The organism is Algibacter sp. TI.3.09 (genome assembly GCF_038154905.1).
In the GTDB taxonomy this organism is placed as follows: domain Bacteria; phylum Bacteroidota; class Bacteroidia; order Flavobacteriales; family Flavobacteriaceae; genus Algibacter.
On record NZ_JBAKAN010000005.1, the window covers coordinates 54,426 to 75,580 of the forward strand.

A 21,155-nucleotide genomic window follows, 5' to 3' on the forward strand; every position below is an offset into this window, starting at 1 on the left:
TTATACTAGAAAATGTTAAAAACTACCGTAAAAAACTTACTCGAAGAGGCATTAACAGAGCGACAAGATTTATTTCTTATCAGCTTAACGATTAGTGCAGAAAACCATATAAACATTGTTATCGATGGTGATAACGGCGTTTTAGTTGAAGACTGCATTTTTATTAGCAGATTTGTTGAGAAGGATTTAGATAGTGAAGAGCATGATTATTCTATAGAAGTGATGTCGGCAGGAGCAGCAGCCCCATTGACAGATCGACGCCAGTATGTAAAAAATATAAATAGAACGCTTAGTGTGCGTACAAATGCCGAAGAAATAGAAGGTGTTTTAACAAATGCTACCGAAAACGATATTCAACTAGAATGGAAAGCTAGAGAGCCTAAGCCAGTAGGTAAAGGGAAAGTGACGGTAAATAAGCAAGCGAAAATAGCTTATCAAGATATTGTAGAAGCAAAAGTTGTGATAAAATTTTAAATCGAAACCAGTTATGGAAAATATTGCGTTAATTGATTCTTTTTCAGAATTCAAAGACGATAAGCTTATTGACAGAGTAACGTTAATGGCTATTTTAGAAGATGTTTTTAGAAGTGCTTTAAAACGAAAATTTGGAGATGATGATAATTTTGATATTATTGTAAACCCAGATAAAGGCGATTTAGAAATATGGAGAAATAGAGTCGTTGTTGCTGATGGTGAGGTTGAGGAAGAAAATCAAGAGATTTCGTTATCGGAAGCTCGCAAGATTGAACCTGATTTTGAAGTAGGTGAAGATGTATCGGAAGAAGTAAAACTTATCGATTTAGGTCGTCGTGCTATTTTAGCATTACGCCAAAACTTGATTTCTAAAATTCATGAGCACGATAATACAATTGTCTTTAAGCATTTTAAAGATTTAATTGGCGAGATTTATACAGCAGAAGTTCACCATATTCGTCATAGAGCAGTAATTTTGCTTGATGATGAAGGGAATGAAATTGTACTTCCAAAAGACAAACAAATTCCTTCAGATTTCTTTAGAAAAGGAGATAACGTTCGTGGTGTAATTGATAGTGTAGAGCTTAAAGGAGCAAAACCAACTATTATTATGTCGAGAAGTTCCCCAGTATTTTTGGAGAAATTATTCGAACAAGAAATTCCAGAAGTTTTTGATGGTTTAATTACCATTAAAAAAGTAGTAAGAATTCCAGGTGAAAAAGCAAAAGTAGCTGTAGATTCTTATGATGATAGAATTGATCCAGTTGGAGCTTGTGTTGGTATGAAAGGTTCTCGTATTCACGGTATTGTTCGTGAATTAGGAAACGAAAATATTGATGTAATAAACTATACTAGTAACTTACCATTATTTGTTACTAGAGCATTAAGCCCAGCTCGTGTAACTTCGGTTAAATTAAACGAAGAAACAAAACGTGCTGAGGTAATATTAAAACCAGAAGAAGTAAGTAAAGCTATTGGTAGAGGCGGTCACAACATCCGTTTAGCAGGGCAACTTACAGGCTTCGAGATTGATGTATTTAGAGAAGGCGCAGAGGAAGATGTAGAATTACGTGAATTCTCTGATGAAATCGAATCATGGATTATCGAAGAATTTAGTAAAGCTGGATTAGACACCGCTAAAAGTATTTTAGAACAAGAGGTGAAAGATTTAGTTAAAAGAACGGACTTAGAGGAAGAAACCATTAACGACGTTATTAGGATTTTAAGAGAAGAATTCGAAGAATAATATCGATTTCATAAAAATTATAAGAAATTATCGTTAGATGTTTCTTAATTTTATGATAGAATTGGTATAATATATATATTTGAGTATTTTAAAGGCAATTATGGCTGAAACAATTAGATTAAATAAAGTATTACGCGAGCTTAACATCTCTCTAGATCGTGCCGTAGAATTTTTAGATTCTAAAGGTGTCGAAATAGAGAAGCGTCCGACTACGAAAATATCAAAAGAAACCTATAAGTTTCTTTCTGATGAGTTTCAAACAGACGCTAGTAAAAAAGTGGCATCTTTAGAGGTTAGTGAAGCAAAACTAAAAGAGAAAGAAGTGTTACGTGAGCAACGCGAGCGTGAACTTGAAGAAAAGCAAAAAGCAGCTGCCAAAAGAGAGGAGATTATCAAAGCAACTAAAACACTTAGCGGACCTAAACAGGTTGGTAAAATTGATTTAGACGGTAAAAAAGAAACTCCAAAACCAGCAATCGAGGAGAAACCAGAAGTGGTTGAACCTAAAGTTGAAAAACCAGAGGTTGTTGAAGAAGTTACTAAAGAAGAGGTAAAAGAAGTTGTTAAGGAAGAAGCAATTGTTCCTAAAACAGAAAAACCTGTAGAAGTAGCTAAAAAGGAACCTGTTAAAGTTGAAGTAGCTAAGCCAAAAGTTGTTGAAAAACCTGCGGCAAAGGTTATTGAAAAACCTAAGGTGGAAGAAAAACAAGTTGCTACAGAAAAAATAGAAAAGCAAGAAAGCATTATAGTTGATGGTGAGATTGTTACTCCTGAAGAAAGAGTAAAAACACAATACCAAAAACTTACAGGGCCAAAAATAGCAGGTGATAAAATTGATTTATCTCAATTTAATAAACCTAAAAAGAAACCTGTAGAAAAGAAACCAGCAGCAGGTGCAGCGGCAAACAAGAAAAAACGTCGTCGTATTAGTAAAGCTGGAGCTCCTGGAGATAATAGACCTGGAGGAAATAATAGACCAGGCGGAAACGATCGTTTTAAAGGAAAACCAGGAACTGGTGTAGGACGTCGTAATATTGTTAAAGAAGAACCTAGTGAAGAAGATGTAAAGAAACAAGTGCGTGAAACACTTGAGAAACTTCAAGGGAAATCTAGCAAAGGTCGTGGTGCTAAAAATAGAAGAGATAAAAGAGATAAGCATAGAGAACAAACTGAAATTGATCAGCAAATAGAAGCAGCTGAAAGCAAAATCATTAAAGTTACTGAGTTTGTTACGGCAAGCGAAATGGCGACAATGATGGATGTTGGTGTAACTCAAATTATTTCGGCATGTATGTCGTTAGGAATGATGGTTACCATGAACCAACGTTTGGATGCTGAAACATTATCTATTGTAGCCGATGAGTTTGGTTACCAAGTAGAGTTTGTTACTGCAGATATTGAAGAATCAATTGAAGAGATTCAAGATAAACCAGAAGATTTAAAATTACGTGCTCCAATTGTTACGGTAATGGGTCACGTAGATCACGGTAAAACATCACTTTTAGATTACATTCGTCAAGAAAATGTAATTGCAGGAGAGTCTGGTGGTATTACACAACATATTGGTGCTTATGGAGTAGAATTAGAGAACGGTCAAAAAATTGCCTTCTTAGATACACCAGGTCACGAGGCCTTTACAGCCATGCGTGCTCGTGGAGCTCAAGTTACCGATATTGCTATTATTGTAGCAGCAGCAGATGATGATATTATGCCGCAAACAAAAGAGGCTATTTCGCATGCGCAAGCTGCCGGAGTACCGATTGTATTTGCTATTAATAAAATAGATAAGCCAGACGCTAATCCTGAAAGAATTAAGGAACGTTTAGCTCAAATGAATTTACTAGTAGAAGATTGGGGTGGTAAAATACAATCACACGATATTTCTGCAAAAGTAGGTACTGGTGTTAAAGAATTATTAGAAAAAGTATTGTTAGAAGCTGAGTTGTTAGAGCTAAAAGCAAATCCTGAAAAAGCAGCTGTAGGTACTGTAGTAGAAGCCTTTTTAGATAAAGGTAGAGGTTACGTATCAACTATTTTAGTACAAGCCGGAACACTTCGCGTAGGTGATTATGTTTTAGCAGGTAGAAATAGTGGTAAAGTAAAAGCTATGCACGATGAGCGTGGAAACGATGTGATTGCCGCAGGGCCATCAACACCAGTTTCTATCTTAGGTCTAGATGGTGCTCCACAAGCAGGTGATAAGTTTAATGTATTTGAAGATGAACGTGAAGCGAAACAAATCGCCTCTAAACGTGCACAGTTACAACGTGAGCAATCTGTTAGAACACAACGTCATATTACATTAGATGAAATTGGTCGTCGTATCGCACTTGGTGATTTCCAAGAATTAAATATTATCCTTAAAGGTGATGTTGATGGTTCTGTAGAAGCGTTAACCGATTCGTTCCAGAAATTATCTACTGAAGAAATTCAAGTTAATATCCTTCATAAAGGTGTTGGAGCCATTACAGAAAGTGATGTATTGTTAGCTTCGGCTTCCGATGCTATTATTGTCGGCTTTAATGTTAGACCTGTTGGAAATGCAAGAATGATTGCAGATAAAGAAGAAATCGATATCCGTACATATTCTATTATCTACGATGCTATTAATGATCTTAAAGATGCCATGGAAGGTATGTTATCTCCAGAGTTGAAAGAAGAGATTTTAGGTACAGCAGAAATTAGAGAAATGTTTAAAGTATCTAAAATTGGTACTATTGCAGGTTGTATGGTAACTAATGGTAAAATAACACGTAATGCAGGTATCCGTTTAATACGTGATGGTGTAGTTGTTTACACTGGCGAATTAACATCGTTAAAACGATTTAAAGATGATGCTAAAGAAGTTACTAAAGGTTACGACTGTGGTATGCAAATTAAAAATTACAACGATATTAAGGAAGGCGATGTAATAGAAGCGTTCCATGAAGTAGAGGTTAAGAAAAAATTGAAGTAATTCAATATTAACTTTATAAATTATTAAAAAGCCAGAACGTAAGTTCTGGCTTTTTTTGTTTTGTAGGCTGGAGTAATAGCGCTACTTTTATTAATATGAAAACAATTGGCTTAATTGGAGGCATTACTCCCGAATCTACAATATTATATTATCGTATTTTAAATCAATTAGCAGCGTCTAAATATGGCGAATCACATTCAGCGAAAGTTATCATTAATTCAGTAGATTTTGGTGAAATAGCCCAGTTACAGTCCGAAGACCGTTGGGATCTATTAAACGAAATAATGAGTAAAGCAGCATTGAGTTTAGAGCATGCAGGAGCATCTTGTATTTTAATTTGCGCCAACACCATGCATTTGTCTATTGAAGCCGTTAAAGCAGTTGTAAATATCCCTGTAATTCATATTGCAGAAGCAACTTCAAAACAAATAATAACTGAAGGTTTGAAAAAAGTAGCGCTTCTTGGAACGAAGTACACTATGGAAAAAACATTTTTTATTGATGTTTTAAAAACCTTCGGGATAGAGGCTATAATTCCTGGTTTGCAAGATCGAGAAGACGTACATGGTATTATTTATAACGAGTTATCCAAAGGTATTTTAAACCCAGAATCTAAACTCATTTACCAGGAAGTCATTAAGCGTTTAATAGCTCAAGGAGCAGAGGGTGTTATTTTGGGGTGTACTGAAATACCTTTGCTTATTAAGCAAGAGGATGTAAGCGTACCTGTTTTCGACACCACAAGTATTCATGCAAGTGCAGCTTTCGATTTGGCTTCTAATTAGCTAGAAGTTCTATAAGAAATCAAGGCTCTCGGACCCTCCAAAACATCTTTTATAATTTGTAGTGTGCCATCATCTTTTGTGGCTATGCTCCATTTTATAAGCGATATTTCTCCATTTTCAATTTCTATACCCGTAATACTTCTTGGGTGTACACAGCTTCCGTCGTTAAAAAAAGCAATATCTCCAGGCTCTGGGAAACGAGGCCTGTGGGTATGCCCAACTACGGTTACTAAGTTATTATTATCCGTTATCCAATTTTTTGTTTTTCGCTCTACTTTTATAAGTTCGGTATAGTTTTTAGCAGGACTTGTTGGATCTGCAATACCCATAACATTTAAGGGCTTCCATAGCACACGAACCATAAATCTACTCCATTTCCAGAATAAATAATTCCACCAATCGGCTTGGTGACCATGCGTTAAAAAAACTTCTTGATTTGTAGAACAGTGTTTTAAAATTATGCCTTCATGATAAGTAATATCTTTAAACAACTCTTCATCTTTATCTGTTTTTGCGTCGAAATATGTTGATAAATTTTTTTTTACATACTCAGGGTTTCTGTATACCATATCATGGTTTCCCCAAATCATATGTAGTCTATTTCCTTTATGGAAATTTTTCAAAAGCATATAGACGTTTTTGTGAGCGTCTAAAATAGATTTAAATGATAGGTTTTCCCATAGCTCATCACCATCTCCAATTTCACAGTACTGAAAACCTTCATCAAAATAATGCTTTAAAGCGTGATAATAGATGTTTCTGTTGTTCGAGAAATCGTCAGCGAAACTATTGTCACCGCGATGACAATCACTAAAAAGTATAAATTTACTATCGTCGTCGAACTCAACAACCTTAGCGTTGTTATAAGCGTTATCTAATCTTTTTTTAGCTGAAAACATAGGAGTAAATATAAACAAAAAACGATGGCAGTTTATTTATGCAAACGTGGATTTTTGAAATATTTCTATTTTTAAAAGATAAGAGTAGAACAAAAATAATTTTATTCTACTCTTAAAATTATTTTCTGCACAACGGATCTGCACCTATCGTACCGATAAGGCTATTCAAGTAATTTTCAGATTTAGACTCACTATACAAAGCTTTTACTCGGGTTAATCGATCTTCAATTTTCATGTCATCAACTAAAATTTTATTATTTGGTTTTGCGATAAAGCCTTCTAAATAGTCAATTTGCGAGTCATAAAAATTAATATCCTTTTGTTGTTTTATAGACAATCGTTCTTTGTACCAATCGCTACTTAAAACATAATTTCTATCGAAGTATTTTCGTAATTCTGGATCACTAATTTGTTTACCTTCATAAGAACCATAAGCCATAATATTTAAAAGAATTTTTAATGGTGGTATGGCAGAATTAATACTTCCGTCTTCAAAATAACGAAGTGCTACTTTTTCTTGAGCTTCAACTATATTATTAATACCATCGACATAATCTTCTAAACCTTGAAGTTCTGGTTTTAGCATCTTTTCGTTGAAAACAGCAGTAGGCTCATCAAATAAGCGGTTTAAACATCTTAAAGAAAATATTTTAGTAATCCTATATCCTAAACGACTGGCTAAAATAATTTTACCATCATGCTCGAAATCTTCAATTTTTTCAAGAGCGCCATGCTCAATTAATTTTTTAGGATCTCTATCTTCTGGAGTTAAACGCGACCAGATTTCTGGAATTAATAAGCTAATGTCGTGATCTACTTTATTCTCGCCACCTACATAACCTGCGGCCGTGCTAAAGGCATCATAACCTGTTAATATGTGAGATAGTAAAGCGTTGTTTAAATCGGTTGTTGGTGTTAACATATTGAAAGGGCCTTTAGTTAAAGCACCTTCTGAGCCAGCTCCTGTTGTTGATGGCGATTTGCCTGTTAAACTACAAATAAAATCCATGAATAATTCTGGAGTTTCTTGGTAGTGTATTGGGTTGTAAACAGCCAACGGACGGATACCTGATGCTCTATCGGCAGGGTTGTTTCTTCTGCCTGGTAACACAGCATTTACAACTTGAACTACAGGATCTGTAGATTTTATTTTTCTGAATAAACGAACACCAATTTCACCTAAATAGCTTTCTCTTGTTTCTTCAATATTAATATTTCGTTCTAAATATCTTGGGTTTTTGGTAGGCTCACCATCTACAATTCTGGTATGCGATGGTAGTGCAAAATATTCTTCGTCATTGGGGCTTTCAATAATACTTGTAATTAAATCTTTTACAGGTTGTGTGTATTTATCAAAATTAATAGTGTCTTCGAATATCTCTATAGCATCTTTCTTTTTTAGTAATTCGTAATTGGTTAAATATGTGTTGTCTGAAACAATATCACGCTCTGCATTTTTATCATATCCTCTTATAATGGCTTCGTCTGGACGTTGAAATAAATAAGATTCACAATTTGCCACAACTTTTAAACTCTTGTTTTGGAATTTAGGACTCATATTATTGAACCTTTCTCGAGGCAACGTGATAGATGCAGATATATCATCCTCTGTTTGAACTTTTATACTTGCAGAAAAATCGGATCTTAATTTATTTAATAACCAGTTACCATTTTCATTAAAACCAATTCGTACATAACTACCAACCACACGTGTATTGTGATATAATAAACCTGTTCCTTTTTTGCCATTAATAAATTCTACCGACATGCAATCTTTCCAGTTTAATTCAGCATGATCTTGACGGTATAGTCTTTTTACAAATAGCACCAAGGACCGAATATGTACAGGTATATTAGATACAAACGCGTTGTACTCATCTGTGTTTTTGTCCGATGGTGTTAATAATTTTACGGCAGAGCCTAACGTTCTTCCTTTACTCAAAAAAGATCGAGAAGGTGGTAAAGTTGGGTCGTAATTTGCCCATCGCTTAGCGTAATTGTATTCTATTATTTCGTCTGCTTTTTTAAAATCTTCATCAATATCTCTTATGTTAAATGCACTGTAAGTAATGGCATTTAGCATAGATTTAGATATTTCAGATTTACCACCTCCAGAAACTGTACATGGTTTATGGCAAAAAATCCCTTCTGCCATGGTATTAACTATACGCCATAGTGGTATGGCCGGATGTTTCTCTAATGTGAATTTGTTTCCCGTTGGGTGAACGTATTTTTTCTTTGGATTTAATTTTAGTTTTTGTTCCTTCCCATTATGTTTCCAAGTGATGCTATTGGTGTTTGTGTTGATGTAAGCCGACTCTGGAATGTAAATAATATTTGGATATTTTTTATCTACAGCATAGTACTCTGGCATCACTTCAATTCTGTCTCCTAAAAGGGTTTTAACATCTTCAAAAGAAAACTTATCTCCGTGTTTTTTAGAGAACGACACACCGTCTACAATATCTCCCATAACACCACGAGGATAGGCAATGGCTCCACCAGAATGTTCTTCTTCTACTAAACCAAATAAATTAGCAGAATAGCTTATTTGTGTTTTTATTTCTTTTTTAGAATAGCCGTAATAGTTATCTGCTATAATGGTAACAACAACCCCACGATCATCTCTACAAGTAATTTTGAAGGCACCACCATCGTTGTACAGTTCGTCTTCATTTTTCCAGCACATACCATCTCTTTTTTGACGGTCTGTAGCATCATCAACATGTGGTAACCCTACATCTTTCTTTTTTAAAGTTCTTAATTGAGGGGCTAAAATTATACAGCCTGTGTGGCCTGTCCAATGTTCCGTATCTAATCCAGCATCGTTTTGTGCTAAATTTGGGTTGCCAGCATTTCCAAAAATAGACTCTACAAAGTCTAAATTACTTACTAAACTTCCGGGCGCAAAAAAGCGAACCTCTAAAGATTTTCTAGAAATAATTCCTTTTACTTCTGGGCAAACCATGGGTCTTAATAACATGGAGACCATAGTTTTTGCTTTCTCTTCTTGATTAGATGTGAAGGGTAAGGTGTTTAATTCATTAGAAGGGTTAAATGCCGCATTTAAAAAATGAGGAAAAACAACCTTCGGAACTTCTTGTTTATCTAAAGGAACAGGAAGCTGGCCTTCAACAATATGAAAGGTGCCTTTTGTTGTTCGTTTATCATGTAAAGGGTTGTTTAAAATCCCTTGTTTTATTCTATGAGACGTTACATTATCACTTTTAAAAGAGTTACCATTAGGAGGTAAACTAACCTCTCTGGCGTGCCCTTTTTTTGATAAAATTAAGGTATTGTTGGGTAATACATAAGTTTTATCAATAACGATGTCTTTAAAATAATCGTTTATAAAACTCTGAATTCTAGAATCGACAGGAGAATGGTGCGAGGCTAAAAGTCTCGATTGTTCGCGTAATGTTTTTATTAAACCACTTGTTAGTTCTTCAAATTTAGGATCGCAAAACTTTTCAGAATCCTGAGTTTCATCATGGTAAGTTGGCAGTCCTAATGATGATAATTGTAGATTGATAAATTGAACAACGTCTTTTCTAGATTCTTCCATGCTTGTCTTGTTATTAGTCCTAAATTTTATAAAATAGGATTATTATTCAATCCAAATTTACAATTAGATTAATTTACAAAACATGCTAAAAGTCAGTAATTCTAAATATTTCGTTTTTTTATTGAAAATAAATAAAAAGTGTAGTCGCTTAAAAATTAGTTATTTAAATGCATTTAGGCCTGTGATATCGAAACCGGTAATCAATAAATGTATATCGTGAGTACCTTCATAAGTAATAACACTTTCCAAATTCATGGAGTGACGCATAATCGAGTATTCGCCAGTAATCCCCATGCCGCCTAGCATTTGTCTAGCCTCGCGAGCAATAGTAATTGCCATATCTACATTGTTACGTTTAGCCATAGATATTTGAGCAGATGTGGCTTTATCTTCATTCCGTAAAACCCCTAAACGCCAAGTTAAAAGTTGGGCTTTGGTGATTTCTGTAATCATTTCGGCTAGTTTTTTTTGCTGAAGTTGAAATTGTCCAATAGGTTTACCAAACTGTATACGCTCCTTACTATAGCGTAGCGCTGTATCATAACAATCCATAGCGGCTCCAATAGCTCCCCAAGCAATTCCATACCTTGCAGAATCTAAACAGCCAAGAGGTGCGCCTAAACCAGATTTGTTAGGTAATAAGTTTTCCTTCGGAATTTTAACATTATCAAAAATTAATTCACCAGTAGCCGAAGCTCTTAACGACCATTTATTATGGGTTTCGGGAGTAGAAAAACCTTCCATGCCACGCTCTACAATTAAACCATGAATACGTCCACTTTCATCCTTAGCCCAAACAACTGCAATCTGTGCAAAAGGCGCATTCGAAATCCACATTTTAGCGCCATTTAATAAATAGTGATCGCCTTTATCTTTAAAGTTAGTAACCATGCCTGAAGGATTACTGCCATGGTCGGGCTCGGTTAAACCAAAACAACCAATCCATTCGCCACTAGCTAGTTTAGGTAAATATTTTTGACGTTGCGTTTCGTTACCATATTTCCATATTGGGTACATCACCAAAGAGGATTGTACGGAAGCTGTTGAGCGTACGCCAGAATCGCCGCGTTCAATTTCTTGCATAATTAAACCGTAGCTTATTTGGTCTAAACCGGCGCCACCATACTCTAAAGGAATGTATGGTCCAAAGGCTCCAATTTCTGCTAAGCCACCAATTATTTGTTTAGGAAACTCTGCTTTTTGAGCATATTCTTCTATAATAGGAGAGACATCGCGTTTTACCCAAGCACGAGCCGTATCGCGAACTAATTTGTGTTCTTCGGATAGTAAATCGTCTAAATTATAATAATCGGGAGCTTCAAATAAATCTGGTTTCATAGCTAAGATTTAAGTTTTATTCAAAGCAGAAAGCCTAGCAGAAATAGAATTCTAATAACCACGGTGTACATCTAAAAAGCAAGCGTGATTATAGGTTCTTTACTAAAAAACTTCTTTTTTTAAGAATAAAACAAATTATACTATCAAATTTAAAGAATAATTAGCAAATCGATTACATTTTTAAGTAGAAATCTTTAGTTAAATTAATGTAATCTTGGGTGTATTGATGTCTTTTGGTTTCAATAATAAGTTCTGTAGTAGTAGTTTCGCTTTCGCGGAAGGAAAACGCTAGCATACTTCGTTTAATTTCTGTTTCAGGATTACCTTTAACACGGCAGACTCTTGTAGGATGAAATAAGAAGTCTTTCGCCAATGCGATAAAATTGTCTTCCTCATTAAAAGGAATAATAACATTGAAACTTCCTTCTGGAGATAATAAAATAGAAACACTTTCTAATAAATGATTAAAAGGCATGGCATCCTGAAAGCGTGCTAAATCGCGCGATTCATTTTCGGTTTTATAATCTTCGGCATAAAATGGCGGATTGCAGATTATTAAATCATATTCATCATCGATTTCTTCGGCAAATTCTTCTAAAGAGGCATGGTAACAAAATAAACGATCGCCCCAAGGAGATAACTCGAAATTATCAACACACTGCTCGTAAGCATCATCATCAATTTCTATAGCATCAATAACTTCAGCATGGCTGCGTTGTGCTAACATTAAGCCCAAAACACCTGTACCGGCACCAATATCTAGAATAGCAAACGGATTTGCCTCTAAGCTAGCCCATGCGCCAAGCAAAACAGCATCTGTACCAATTTTCATAGCGCATTGATCTTGATTAACGCTAAACTCTTTGAATTTGAATGGCTTGCTCATAAAAAATGTTTCTTTTTTAAAAGATTTAATACAGAGTTTATTCTTCTAGGTATAAGTCAATTAAACCTTCTGGAGTGTCTACTATAATGGTTTTGTTTTTACGATCAACTTTATTGATAAACTCATCGTTCATTGGTATTAGAATTTCAATACCATCTCGGTCTATTTCAAAAAGTGATTGCGCTGTAGAGTCGTTAATAGCCTTAATAATTCCAACGGTTCCAAAGTTTACATCTTCGACAGTAAAGCCCATAACTTCATGAAAATAAAACTTATCGCCTTCTAGTTTTGGTAACAAATCTAAAGGTAAGTAAAGACCACTTTTCATAATAGCATCGGCATCGGCTTCTTCATCTACATCTTCAAACTTAATACGAAGTAATTCAGATTTGTGTAACTGCGAGCTTTCAATGAAAAAAGGCACCAAGTTATTACGAAGCTCTAAAAATATAGCATCTAAGTTTTCGTAAATATCCGGTTCGTCGGTATCTAGTTTGGCTAAAACTTCTCCTTTAAAACTGTATTTTTTCACAATTTTACCTAAGTAAAAACAATCTTCTTTTTTCATGGAATGCTTGGTTTTTTTCTATTTCCGCGTAAGCGTAAATCTCATTTAACAAATGAGAGTCAAAAGTAATTAAATTTTACAATTAATAGTGTGCGTAATCTAATAGGGTTATTTTCCGAAACCTTAATTTTAGAAAATAAAAAACTCCGATATTGCTATCGGAGTTTAAAAGTATAAAAAATTTTGTTTTTTATTCTTCTTCGTTTGATGCTTCTGCTTCAACTTCAGGAGCAGCTTCTTCAGCTACCTCTTCAACAGCAGGAGTTGCCGCAGCAATTCTAGCTTCGTTAACCGCTTTTTCTGCTGCAAATGCATCAGCTTTCGCTTTTGCTTCTACTTCAGATAAACCATCAGCTTTCGCTTGAACTTTTCCTGTTTTTTCTTCTAACCAAGCTGCAAATTTTGCTTCTGCTTGCTCTTCAGTTAAAGCTCCTTTTCTAACACCACCTGCAAGGTGATTTTTTAGTAAAGCGCCTTTGTAAGACAATAAAGTTTTAGCCGTATCAGTTGGTTGTGCACCGTTTTGTAACCATGTTACAGCACCATCAACGTTTAATTCAACAGTTGCTGGGTTTGTGTTTGGATTGTAGATACCTAATTTCTCTAAGTATTTACCATCTCTTTTTGATCTTGCATCAGCTGCAACGATCCAGTAAAAAGGTTTTCCTTTTTTACCGTGTCTTTGTAATCTAATTTTTACTGCCATAATAATTAATTATTTGAGGTTCGCGACCTCGGTTATTAATAAGGGCGCAAAGATACTATAAAAATTTAATTATCAGCTTATTATTTCTTTTGTAATTACTCTAAAACAAATTCTTCTGTTAGAAAAGTAAACAAACCGGCGTTGGTACTGCGTAATCTTTTAAGAATGTGAGTTTTCCGGTGTCCGAATCGATGCTGTAAACGGAAATGTTATTACTTCTTCTATTGGCTACAAGTACAAATTTACCGGTAGGGTCTAATGTGAAATTTCTTGGCCAATCGCCATGCACGCTAATATTTTGAATTTTATCGATTGTTCCTGTTTTAATGTTTCTTTTAAAAACAGCAATGGAGTTTTCTCCACGGTTAGAACCATATAAAAAACGCTCGTCTTTAGATAAATGAATGTCTGCACAAGAATTTTTTCCGTTATAGTTTTCGTCTAGAGTAGAATCGTAATCTATTTGTTTAAAGTTGTTTTTGGTTCTTTTTACTGTAGTTATCGAACTTCCGTATTCATTTATTATATAGATATACTTTCCGTTTTTACTAATAGAAAAATGTCGAGGCCCAGGGTTGCCTTCCATTTTTACAATAGCAGGAGATTTTAATTTATATTCGTCTTTCTTTAATCGATATTGATATACGGCGTTGCGACCTAAATCGGCAACAAATAAATCTTTTTTGTAGAATTGCGCAGAATGAGCATGCGATTTTTCAGAAGGAGTATTGTGATCGAAAACTTGAGAAGCTTCATTTAAACTTCCATCTTTATTGATGTCGAATAAAGAAACCGTGCCACCTGTGTAATTTGAAACCACAGCTTTTTTTCCTTTTTTATCGATAGAAATGTGGCAAGCGGCAGCACCATGAGCTTTGGCGGTGTTTATGATAGAGAGCGTACCGTTGTCTAAAATTTTATAAGCCGAAACATAATCGTCTTCAGTTTTAGTAGCAGACCTGTTTACGCTGTAAATATATTTTCTATCTGCAGAATATGATAAAAACGCAGGGCTAGATGCCTTAACGACTAAGGTTTTATTAGTAAGTTCTCCTGTTTGCGTGTTAAATTGAAGTTGATAAATACCTTCGCTTTCCATGTCGGTAAAAGTGCCCACATAAAGCGGCGTGTTTTGCGCGTAGAAGCTAAAGAAGGAAAGAAATGTGAGTAATAAAAATATTTTTTTCATGTGCAGTTGGTATGTTTTTCTGAACTTAATTATGCTAATTTATGATAAAATAAGTTGTCTTTTGTTAATCAATCATAAAGTAATTTAAAATACTGTTAAATGGTTTTACAAAAGGTGTTTACGAGATTATATTCGTGTATGCGATGCCATACAATAAGCATCTTTAAATAAGTTGTTGAATTTTTAAATGAAATATAATTATGCATTATTCAGAAAAAATATCGAAGCAGTTAAATAAATTATTAGTTAAAAATTACGATGCCGAGAAAAGTTATCTTAGTGCAGCGGAAAATGTAGAAAACAGAACGTTAATAGAGTTTTTTGTTAGAAAATCTGTAGAACGTAGATTGTTTGCTCAGGATATAAAAAGAGAAATTTTGCGTTATGGCAAAGAGCCAAAAACTTCAGGAAGTTTAATGGGCGATTTGCATAAAATTTCTATCAGTTTAAAAGCCATGTTTACATCAAATAATGTGGATTTGATTTTGCAAGAAGCGGTGAAAAGAGATGTTGCTAATTTAGCTAAATATAACGATGTGCTTAAAGATAGAATTTTACCAACACGTATTATAACGCTGCTAGTAAATCAAAAAAACGCCATCGAAATTGCTATAGCTTCGCGCAAATTTGAAATGAAACTTGTAACCTAGTGGGTATTGTATTCTGTAAGTGCAATTTATGGAGAGATTCTAATTTGTTCAAAACTCTTTAGGGTATCAAGCCAAAAAAGAAAATATTCTCTGTATTTTTATAAACTTTTTCTACTCAAATATTCTTTGTAAAAATAAAGAAGATTTTAAAGGTTAAATAGCTTAATTTCAAAAGACTAAAACACGGCATGTACTTAATTTTCGATACAGAAACTACCGGATTACCAAAGCGTTGGGACGCGCCTATAACAGATACTGACAACTGGCCAAGGTGTATTCAAATTGCTTGGCAACTGCATGACGATATGGGAAACTGTATTGAGCATCAAGATTATTTGGTGAAGCCCGAAGGTTTTAATATTCCCTATGATGCCGAAAAAATTCACGGTATTTCTACGGAATTAGCAAAAGAGCAAGGTATTCCGTTAGCCGAAGTTTTAGAGAAATTTAATGAAGCTTTAGGGAAAACTAAGTTTGTTGTTGGGCAAAATGTAAAGTTCGATTTAAATATTATGGGCGCTGAGTTTGTGCGTGGTGATTTGGAAAACCCATTGCAAGAACTTCCTGTTTTAGATACTTGTACCGAGCATACTGCTAAGTTATGTGAAATTCCTGGTGGACGTTACGGTAAGTTTAAACTACCAACATTATCAGAATTACACGCGCATTTATTTGGGGTAGGTTTTTCTGAAGCGCATAACGCAACGGCCGATGTGGAAGCAACTACGCGTTGTTTTTTCGAGTTGATGCGTTTGGGAGAATATACAAAAGAGCAATTAGATGTTGAGCCTGAGTATTTTCAGGATTTTAATAAAAAGAATCCGGCTAGCATTGATCTTATTGGTTTAAAACACATAAACCTAAAACGCGAAAGTTCTAAAATACTAGAGCGGATCAAGAAAAGTGAAAGCAGTGGTTTGTCTTCCGAAGATATTAAGCAAAATGTTTCCGCTTTAGCCGATGTAGATTTTGTTCATTTACACAATCATTCGCAGTTCTCGGTATTACAATCTACAATGGGGGTTGCTGATATTGTTTCCGCAGCAGCGGAATATAATATGGAAGCTGTAGCGCTTACCGATCATGCTAACATGATGGGGGCTTTTCACTTCGTAAACGCAGTTAATAAGCATAATGGAGGCGTAAAAGCTAAAAAGAAGGAAGCTGAAATTACCGGAGCGACGGTTACTGCAAAAGAAATGAAACCTATTATAGGTTGTGAGTTTTTTGTGTGTGAAAATCACTTAGATAAGTCGAGAAAAGATAACGGTTATCAAATTGTGATAATCGCCAAAAATAAAAATGGATACCATAATCTAGCAAAGTTATCATCGCATGCCTTTGTAAATGGATTTTATTATATACCTAGAATTGATAAGAAGTTAATTGAAGAATATAAAGAAGATTTAATTGTTTTAACAGGAAATTTATATGGTGAAGTACCAAGTAAAATTCTGAATATTGGTGAAAATCAAGCTGAAGAAGCTTTGCTTTGGTGGAAAGAACAGTTTGGCGACGATCTGTATGTGGAGCTCATGCGTCACAATCAAGAAGATGAAGATCGTGTAAACCCAACATTAATTTCATTGGCAAGAAAGCATGACGTAAAATTAATAGCTTCTAATAATACTTATTACAGGAAGAAAGGCGATTCTAATGCTCACGATATTTTATTGTGTGTAAAAGATGGTGAAAAGCAAGCGACACCAATAGGTCGTGGCCGTGGATACCGTTACGGTATGCCAAACCAGGAGTATTATTTTAAATCTCCAGACCAAATGAAGGAACTTTTTAAAGATGTTCCCGAGGCTATTTCTAATGTGCAAGAAGTTGTAGATAAAGTTGAGGCTTATCAATTAGCACGTGATGTATTATTGCCAGCCTTCGATATCCCTGAACAATTTGTTCATGAAGAAGATAAAGAAGATGGAGGTAAACGTGGTGAAAATGCATTTTTACGTCATTTAGTTTATGAAGGTGCTAAAAAACGTTACGGCGAAGAACTCTCGGATGTTGTTATAGAACGTCTCGATTTCGAGTTGGGCGTAATTGAAAAAACAGGATATCCTGGGTACTTCCTTATTGTAGAAGATTTTATTCGAGAAGCCCGAAACATGGATGTTTCGGTTGGTCCTGGTCGTGGTTCTGCGGCAGGGTCGGTTGCTGCGTATTGTTTATGGATTACAAATATTGACCCGCTTAAATACGATTTACTTTTTGAGCGTTTCTTAAATCCCGATCGTGTAAGTATGCCCGATATCGATATCGATTTTGATGATGAAGGTCGAAGTCGTGTTATGGATTATGTAATCGAGAAATATGGTTCCAACCAAGTAGCACAGATTATTACATACGGTACCATGGCGGCAAAATCGTCTATTAGAGATACCGCACGTGTATTAGATTTGCCATTATTTGATGCCGATAGAATTGCGAAATTAATTCCGAATATGTCTAAACTCGGAAAGATTTTTGGTCTTTCGGAAAAGGAACTCGGACAAAAATTTAGAGCAGAAGATTTAGAGAAAGTTAATGAACTTTTAAATATTGCAGATGGTAGTGATTTGCAAGCCGAAACTTTAAATCTAGCTCGAACGCTAGAAGGTTCGGTAAGAAATACGGGTATTCATGCCTGTGGTGTTATTATTACACCCGATGATATTACCAAATTCGTACCGGTGTCATTAGCGAAAGATTCCGATTTATATGTTACTCAGTTTGATAACTCGGTGGTGGAAGATGCCGGATTACTAAAAATGGATTTCTTGGGGTTAAAAACATTAACCCTTATTAAAGATACCGTTAAAATTGTAAAAGCAAAACATGATATTGTTTTGGATCCTGAAACGTTTCCGTTAGATGATGAAGAAACTTATGCGTTATTCCAACGTGGAGAAACGGTGGGTGTGTTTCAGTATGAATCACCCGGGATGCAGAAACACTTACGTGATTTAAAACCTACTGTTTTTGAAGATTTAATTGCCATGAATGCCTTGTATCGTCCGGGGCCGATGGAATATATTCCTAGTTTCGTTCGTAGAAAGCACGGCGATGAAGATATTGAGTATGATTTACCAGCAATGGAAGAGTACTTAAAGGAAACTTATGGTATTACCGTTTACCAAGAGCAAGTAATGCTACTGTCGCAAAGTTTGGCAGGGTTTACCAAAGGTGAAGCCGATGTTTTGCGTAAGGCGATGGGTAAAAAGCAAATTGCCGTTCTTGATAAAATGAAACCTAAGTTTATTGAGCAAGCCAGCGCCAATGGGCACGATGCTAAGATTCTAGAGAAAGTTTGGAAGGATTGGGAAGCTTTTGCTAGTTATGCCTTTAATAAGTCTCACTCCACGTGTTATGCATGGATTGCTTACCAAACGGCATACTTAAAAGCGCATTATCCTGCGGAATATATGGCGGCTGTTTTATCGAATAACATGAACGATATTAAGCAGGTTACATTCTTTATGGAAGAGTGTAAGCGTATGAAGTTAGATGTTCTTGGACCTGATGTAAATGAATCATTTTATAAATTTTCAGTAAATAAGGATTATGCCGTTCGTTTTGGGATGGGAGCTATAAAAGGAGTAGGGCATGGTGCTGTAATGACTATTGTAGAGCATAGGGAAAAAGATGGTGCGTATAAGTCTATTTTCGATTTTGCAAAACGTATAGATTTAAGAGCCGCTAATAAAAGAGCTTTTGAAAATTTAGCTTTAGCTGGTGGTTTTGATGGGTTATCGGATACACATCGCGCACAATATTTTCATGATGATGGCGATGGTATTACCTTTTTAGAAAAAGCAATTAAATACGCACACAAGCACAAAGAAAATGAAAACTCGGCACAAGTGAGTTTGTTTGGAGAAGCTAGTGATGTACAAATACCAGAACCCGAAGTTCCGCCTTGCGAAGAGTGGGGGACTATGGAAAAACTGAGCAAGGAACGTGAAGTGGTTGGGGTTTATATTTCTGGGCATCCGTTGGACGACTTTAAAACAGAGATGAAAACCTTCTGTAATGGTACTATTAGTATGTTTAATGACTTAAATCTTTACGTAAACCGAGAAATTGTTTTTGGAGGTGTGGTTACCGATGTGCAGCATCGTGTAAGTAAGCAAGGTAAAGGTTGGGCTATGTTTACTATTGAAGATTATACCGATAGTTTTGAATTTAGAGTTTTTGGTGAAGAGTATTTAAAATTTCGACACTTTTTTATGATTAATAGCTTTGTGTTTGTAAAAACCTTTGTTCGAGAAGGTTGGACTAATAAAGATACTGGTAAGAAAAGTGATCCGCGATTGCAGTTTAATAGTTTTCAGCTATTGCATGATGTTATGGAGAATTATGCCAAAAAACTATCCATTCAATTAGATGTTAGAGATTTAACCGAACAAAAAATTATGTCTCTAAAGGAATTACTAAATGAGCACCCGGGAAGTCAGGCGCTTAATTTTTTGGTTTATGATATGAAAGAAAAAATTAAGTTACCTATGATTAGTAGAAAACAAAAAGTAAAAGTATCTCAAGAACTAATAACAGAATTAGAGGTGCAACAGGTTAAGTATAAGTTGAATTAGTTTTAAAGATTTAATCAAAAAGCCAAACCTTAAAACCCATTCTAAATAGCGCTAGGGATTGAACGGCATGTTTAAGCTCCCTGACGGTAGGAGGGAGCGAGTAGTGAAAGCCCGACCCTTGGGGTAGCGCCAAAATAAACTATTAAATAGCTGTACTCAATGCCATTATAGGGAAAACAAATGATAGCTTTGTAAGGATTCGAGAAATTTTTGACTAAATTTGTGTTATTAAAATGAATTAAGAACATTAAAAATATAAATATTATGGCATTAGAAATTACGGATGCAACGTTTGAGGAAACGGTTTTAAAAAGTGATAAACCGGTATTAGTTGATTTTTGGGCAGCTTGGTGTGGACCATGTAGAATGGTTGGACCAGTTATTGAAGAAATTAGCAGTGAGTACGAAGGAAAAGCCGTTGTTGGTAAAGTAGACGTAGATGCAAATCAAGAATTTGCTGCAAAATACGGAGTGCGTAACATTCCTACAGTTTTGGTTTTTCAAAACGGTGAGGTTGTTGGTCGTCAAGTAGGTGTAGCGCCTAAAGCGACTTACGCAGAAGCGATTGATGCGCTTTTATAACATATACTAAAAGAAAAATTGAAAAGGTTTGCCGTAATGGTGAACCTTTTTTTATTTTAGATGAAAATTAAAAGATATTAAAAAGATGAGTGGACATAAAAAAATTCAAGACGCAATAGATAGTAATTTTATAGAGCAACGTAAAGTATTTTTATGGGGCCAGGTTGACGATGATTCTGCTAAGCATGTTGTAGATAGATTGATGTATTTAGATGCTTTAGGTACTGAAGATATTACACTTTATATTAATAGTCCAGGTGGTTATGTAACTTCTGGTTTTGCTATTTACGATTGTATTAAGTCTTTAAAAAGTGAAGTTTCTACAGTTTGTACTGGTTTTGCAGCATCTATGGGATCGCTAATTTTGTCTGCAGGGCAAAAAGGAAAACGTTTTATCCAACCTCACGCTCGTGTTATGATACACCAACCAAGTGGTGGTGCTCGTGGACAAGCTAGTGATATTGAAATTACGGCTAAAGAAATTGTAATTACTAAAGAATTAAGTGCTCAAATTTTAGCAGACAATTGTGGGCAAACATTTGAAAAGGTAATGAAAGATTTTAATCGTGACCATTGGATGGGAGCAGATGAGTCTGTGGCTTACGGTATTGTAGATCAGGTTGCTAAATAAAAAAAAACAATTTTTTAGAACTATTAAACAGACTGGCTTGTTGAGTTAAACTTCACAATTAGGTCTGTTTTTTTTGTTTAACAAGTAAAGTGTAATTAACTGT

Annotated in this window: 15 protein-coding genes; 8 read left to right on the forward strand and 7 right to left on the reverse strand. The window is 35.1% G+C overall.

Features of this window, described 5'->3' with window-relative positions; translation table 11 throughout:
• The first annotated feature begins 12 nt into the window (after positions 1-12).
• The 4 genes from rimP to V6246_RS14990 all read left to right on the forward strand — a co-directional run bounded on the left by rimP (position 13) and on the right by V6246_RS14990 (position 5,461).
• Positions 13-474: a ribosome assembly cofactor RimP gene (gene rimP / locus V6246_RS14975; protein WP_341561254.1), complete on the forward strand. Its 462-nt coding sequence runs from the start codon at positions 13-15 to the stop codon at positions 472-474.
• A 13-nt stretch (positions 475-487) separates the two neighbouring features.
• A complete protein-coding gene (gene nusA / locus V6246_RS14980; protein WP_042496918.1) occupies positions 488-1,720 on the forward strand; it encodes a transcription termination factor NusA in 1,233 nt (410 codons plus the stop codon).
• 100 nt (positions 1,721-1,820) lie between these two features.
• Positions 1,821-4,676, forward strand: coding sequence for a translation initiation factor IF-2 (infB, locus tag V6246_RS14985; RefSeq protein WP_341561256.1), 2,856 nt, complete (start codon positions 1,821-1,823; stop codon positions 4,674-4,676).
• Positions 4,677-4,771: 95 nt separating this feature from the next.
• The gene (locus V6246_RS14990; RefSeq protein WP_341561258.1) at positions 4,772-5,461 is read left to right on the forward strand and encodes an aspartate/glutamate racemase family protein; all 690 of its coding nucleotides are present in this window, start codon (positions 4,772-4,774) and stop codon (positions 5,459-5,461) included.
• On the opposite strand, the gene V6246_RS14995 is transcribed toward V6246_RS14990, so the two are convergent.
• The 7 genes from V6246_RS14995 to V6246_RS15025 all read right to left on the reverse strand — a co-directional run bounded on the left by V6246_RS14995 (position 5,458) and on the right by V6246_RS15025 (position 14,612).
• A complete protein-coding gene (locus tag V6246_RS14995) occupies positions 5,458-6,360 on the reverse strand; it encodes a serine/threonine protein phosphatase (RefSeq protein WP_341561259.1) in 903 nt (300 codons plus the stop codon). The genes V6246_RS14990 and V6246_RS14995 overlap by 4 nt on opposite strands.
• A 118-nt stretch (positions 6,361-6,478) precedes the next feature.
• Positions 6,479-9,925, reverse strand: a complete 3,447-nt coding sequence (locus V6246_RS15000; RefSeq protein WP_341561261.1) for a hypothetical protein — start codon at positions 9,923-9,925, stop codon at positions 6,479-6,481.
• A 159-nt stretch (positions 9,926-10,084) separates the two neighbouring features.
• Positions 10,085-11,263: an acyl-CoA dehydrogenase family protein gene (locus V6246_RS15005; RefSeq protein ID WP_341561263.1), complete on the reverse strand. Its 1,179-nt coding sequence runs from the start codon at positions 11,261-11,263 to the stop codon at positions 10,085-10,087.
• Between the two features lie 172 nt (positions 11,264-11,435).
• On the reverse strand, positions 11,436-12,149 hold the full coding sequence (locus V6246_RS15010; protein WP_341561265.1) for a tRNA1(Val) (adenine(37)-N6)-methyltransferase: 714 nt from the start codon (positions 12,147-12,149) through the stop codon (positions 11,436-11,438).
• A 37-nt stretch (positions 12,150-12,186) separates the two neighbouring features.
• The gene (gene rimM / locus V6246_RS15015) at positions 12,187-12,717 is read right to left on the reverse strand and encodes a ribosome maturation factor RimM (protein ID WP_159019145.1); all 531 of its coding nucleotides are present in this window, start codon (positions 12,715-12,717) and stop codon (positions 12,187-12,189) included.
• 190 nt (positions 12,718-12,907) lie between these two features.
• Entirely contained in the window at positions 12,908-13,423 is a 516-nt protein-coding gene (locus V6246_RS15020; protein WP_159019146.1) for a 30S ribosomal protein S16, read from the reverse strand.
• Between the two features lie 118 nt (positions 13,424-13,541).
• Complete coding sequence (locus tag V6246_RS15025) at positions 13,542-14,612, reverse strand: lactonase family protein (RefSeq protein ID WP_341561267.1); 1,071 nt, start codon at positions 14,610-14,612, stop codon at positions 13,542-13,544.
• 200 nt (positions 14,613-14,812) lie between these two features.
• Here V6246_RS15025 and V6246_RS15030 point away from each other — a divergent pair, with 200 nt between their 5' ends.
• The 4 genes from V6246_RS15030 (at position 14,813) to V6246_RS15045 (ending at position 21,052) form a co-directional block, all read left to right on the forward strand.
• Positions 14,813-15,262 carry a ferritin-like domain-containing protein gene (locus V6246_RS15030; protein WP_341561269.1) on the forward strand — a complete coding sequence of 150 codons (450 nt, stop codon included), beginning with the start codon at positions 14,813-14,815 and terminating at the stop codon, positions 15,260-15,262.
• Positions 15,263-15,450: 188 nt separating this feature from the next.
• Complete coding sequence (gene dnaE, locus V6246_RS15035) at positions 15,451-19,839, forward strand: DNA polymerase III subunit alpha (RefSeq protein WP_341561270.1); 4,389 nt, start codon at positions 15,451-15,453, stop codon at positions 19,837-19,839.
• A gap of 264 nt (positions 19,840-20,103) precedes the next feature.
• Positions 20,104-20,421 (forward strand): thioredoxin, encoded by a 318-nt coding sequence (gene trxA / locus V6246_RS15040; RefSeq protein WP_042496930.1) that lies wholly within the window; start codon positions 20,104-20,106, stop codon positions 20,419-20,421.
• An 85-nt stretch (positions 20,422-20,506) separates the two neighbouring features.
• A complete protein-coding gene (locus tag V6246_RS15045) occupies positions 20,507-21,052 on the forward strand; it encodes a ClpP family protease (RefSeq protein ID WP_042496933.1) in 546 nt (181 codons plus the stop codon).
• Positions 21,053-21,155 lie beyond the last annotated feature (103 nt).

What these genes read in the sequence shown, in the direction of transcription:
- rimM (WP_159019145.1), bottom strand. Translation starts at nt 12,717, where the DNA reads ATGAAAAAAGAAGATTGTTTTTACTTAGGTAAAATTGTGAAAAAATAC.
- V6246_RS15030 (WP_341561269.1), top strand. Translation starts at nt 14,813, where the DNA reads ATGCATTATTCAGAAAAAATATCGAAGCAGTTAAATAAATTATTAGTT.
- dnaE (WP_341561270.1), top strand. Translation starts at nt 15,451, where the DNA reads ATGTACTTAATTTTCGATACAGAAACTACCGGATTACCAAAGCGTTGG.
- V6246_RS15020 (WP_159019146.1), bottom strand. Translation starts at nt 13,423, where the DNA reads ATGGCAGTAAAAATTAGATTACAAAGACACGGTAAAAAAGGAAAACCT.
- rimP (WP_341561254.1), top strand. Translation starts at nt 13, where the DNA reads ATGTTAAAAACTACCGTAAAAAACTTACTCGAAGAGGCATTAACAGAG.
- V6246_RS14990 (WP_341561258.1), top strand. Translation starts at nt 4,772, where the DNA reads ATGAAAACAATTGGCTTAATTGGAGGCATTACTCCCGAATCTACAATA.
- infB (WP_341561256.1), top strand. Translation starts at nt 1,821, where the DNA reads ATGGCTGAAACAATTAGATTAAATAAAGTATTACGCGAGCTTAACATC.
- V6246_RS15010 (WP_341561265.1), bottom strand. Translation starts at nt 12,149, where the DNA reads ATGAGCAAGCCATTCAAATTCAAAGAGTTTAGCGTTAATCAAGATCAA.
- V6246_RS15025 (WP_341561267.1), bottom strand. Translation starts at nt 14,612, where the DNA reads ATGAAAAAAATATTTTTATTACTCACATTTCTTTCCTTCTTTAGCTTC.
- V6246_RS15045 (WP_042496933.1), top strand. Translation starts at nt 20,507, where the DNA reads ATGAGTGGACATAAAAAAATTCAAGACGCAATAGATAGTAATTTTATA.
- V6246_RS14995 (WP_341561259.1), bottom strand. Translation starts at nt 6,360, where the DNA reads ATGTTTTCAGCTAAAAAAAGATTAGATAACGCTTATAACAACGCTAAG.
- trxA (WP_042496930.1), top strand. Translation starts at nt 20,104, where the DNA reads ATGGCATTAGAAATTACGGATGCAACGTTTGAGGAAACGGTTTTAAAA.
- V6246_RS15000 (WP_341561261.1), bottom strand. Translation starts at nt 9,925, where the DNA reads ATGGAAGAATCTAGAAAAGACGTTGTTCAATTTATCAATCTACAATTA.
- V6246_RS15005 (WP_341561263.1), bottom strand. Translation starts at nt 11,263, where the DNA reads ATGAAACCAGATTTATTTGAAGCTCCCGATTATTATAATTTAGACGAT.
- nusA (WP_042496918.1), top strand. Translation starts at nt 488, where the DNA reads ATGGAAAATATTGCGTTAATTGATTCTTTTTCAGAATTCAAAGACGAT.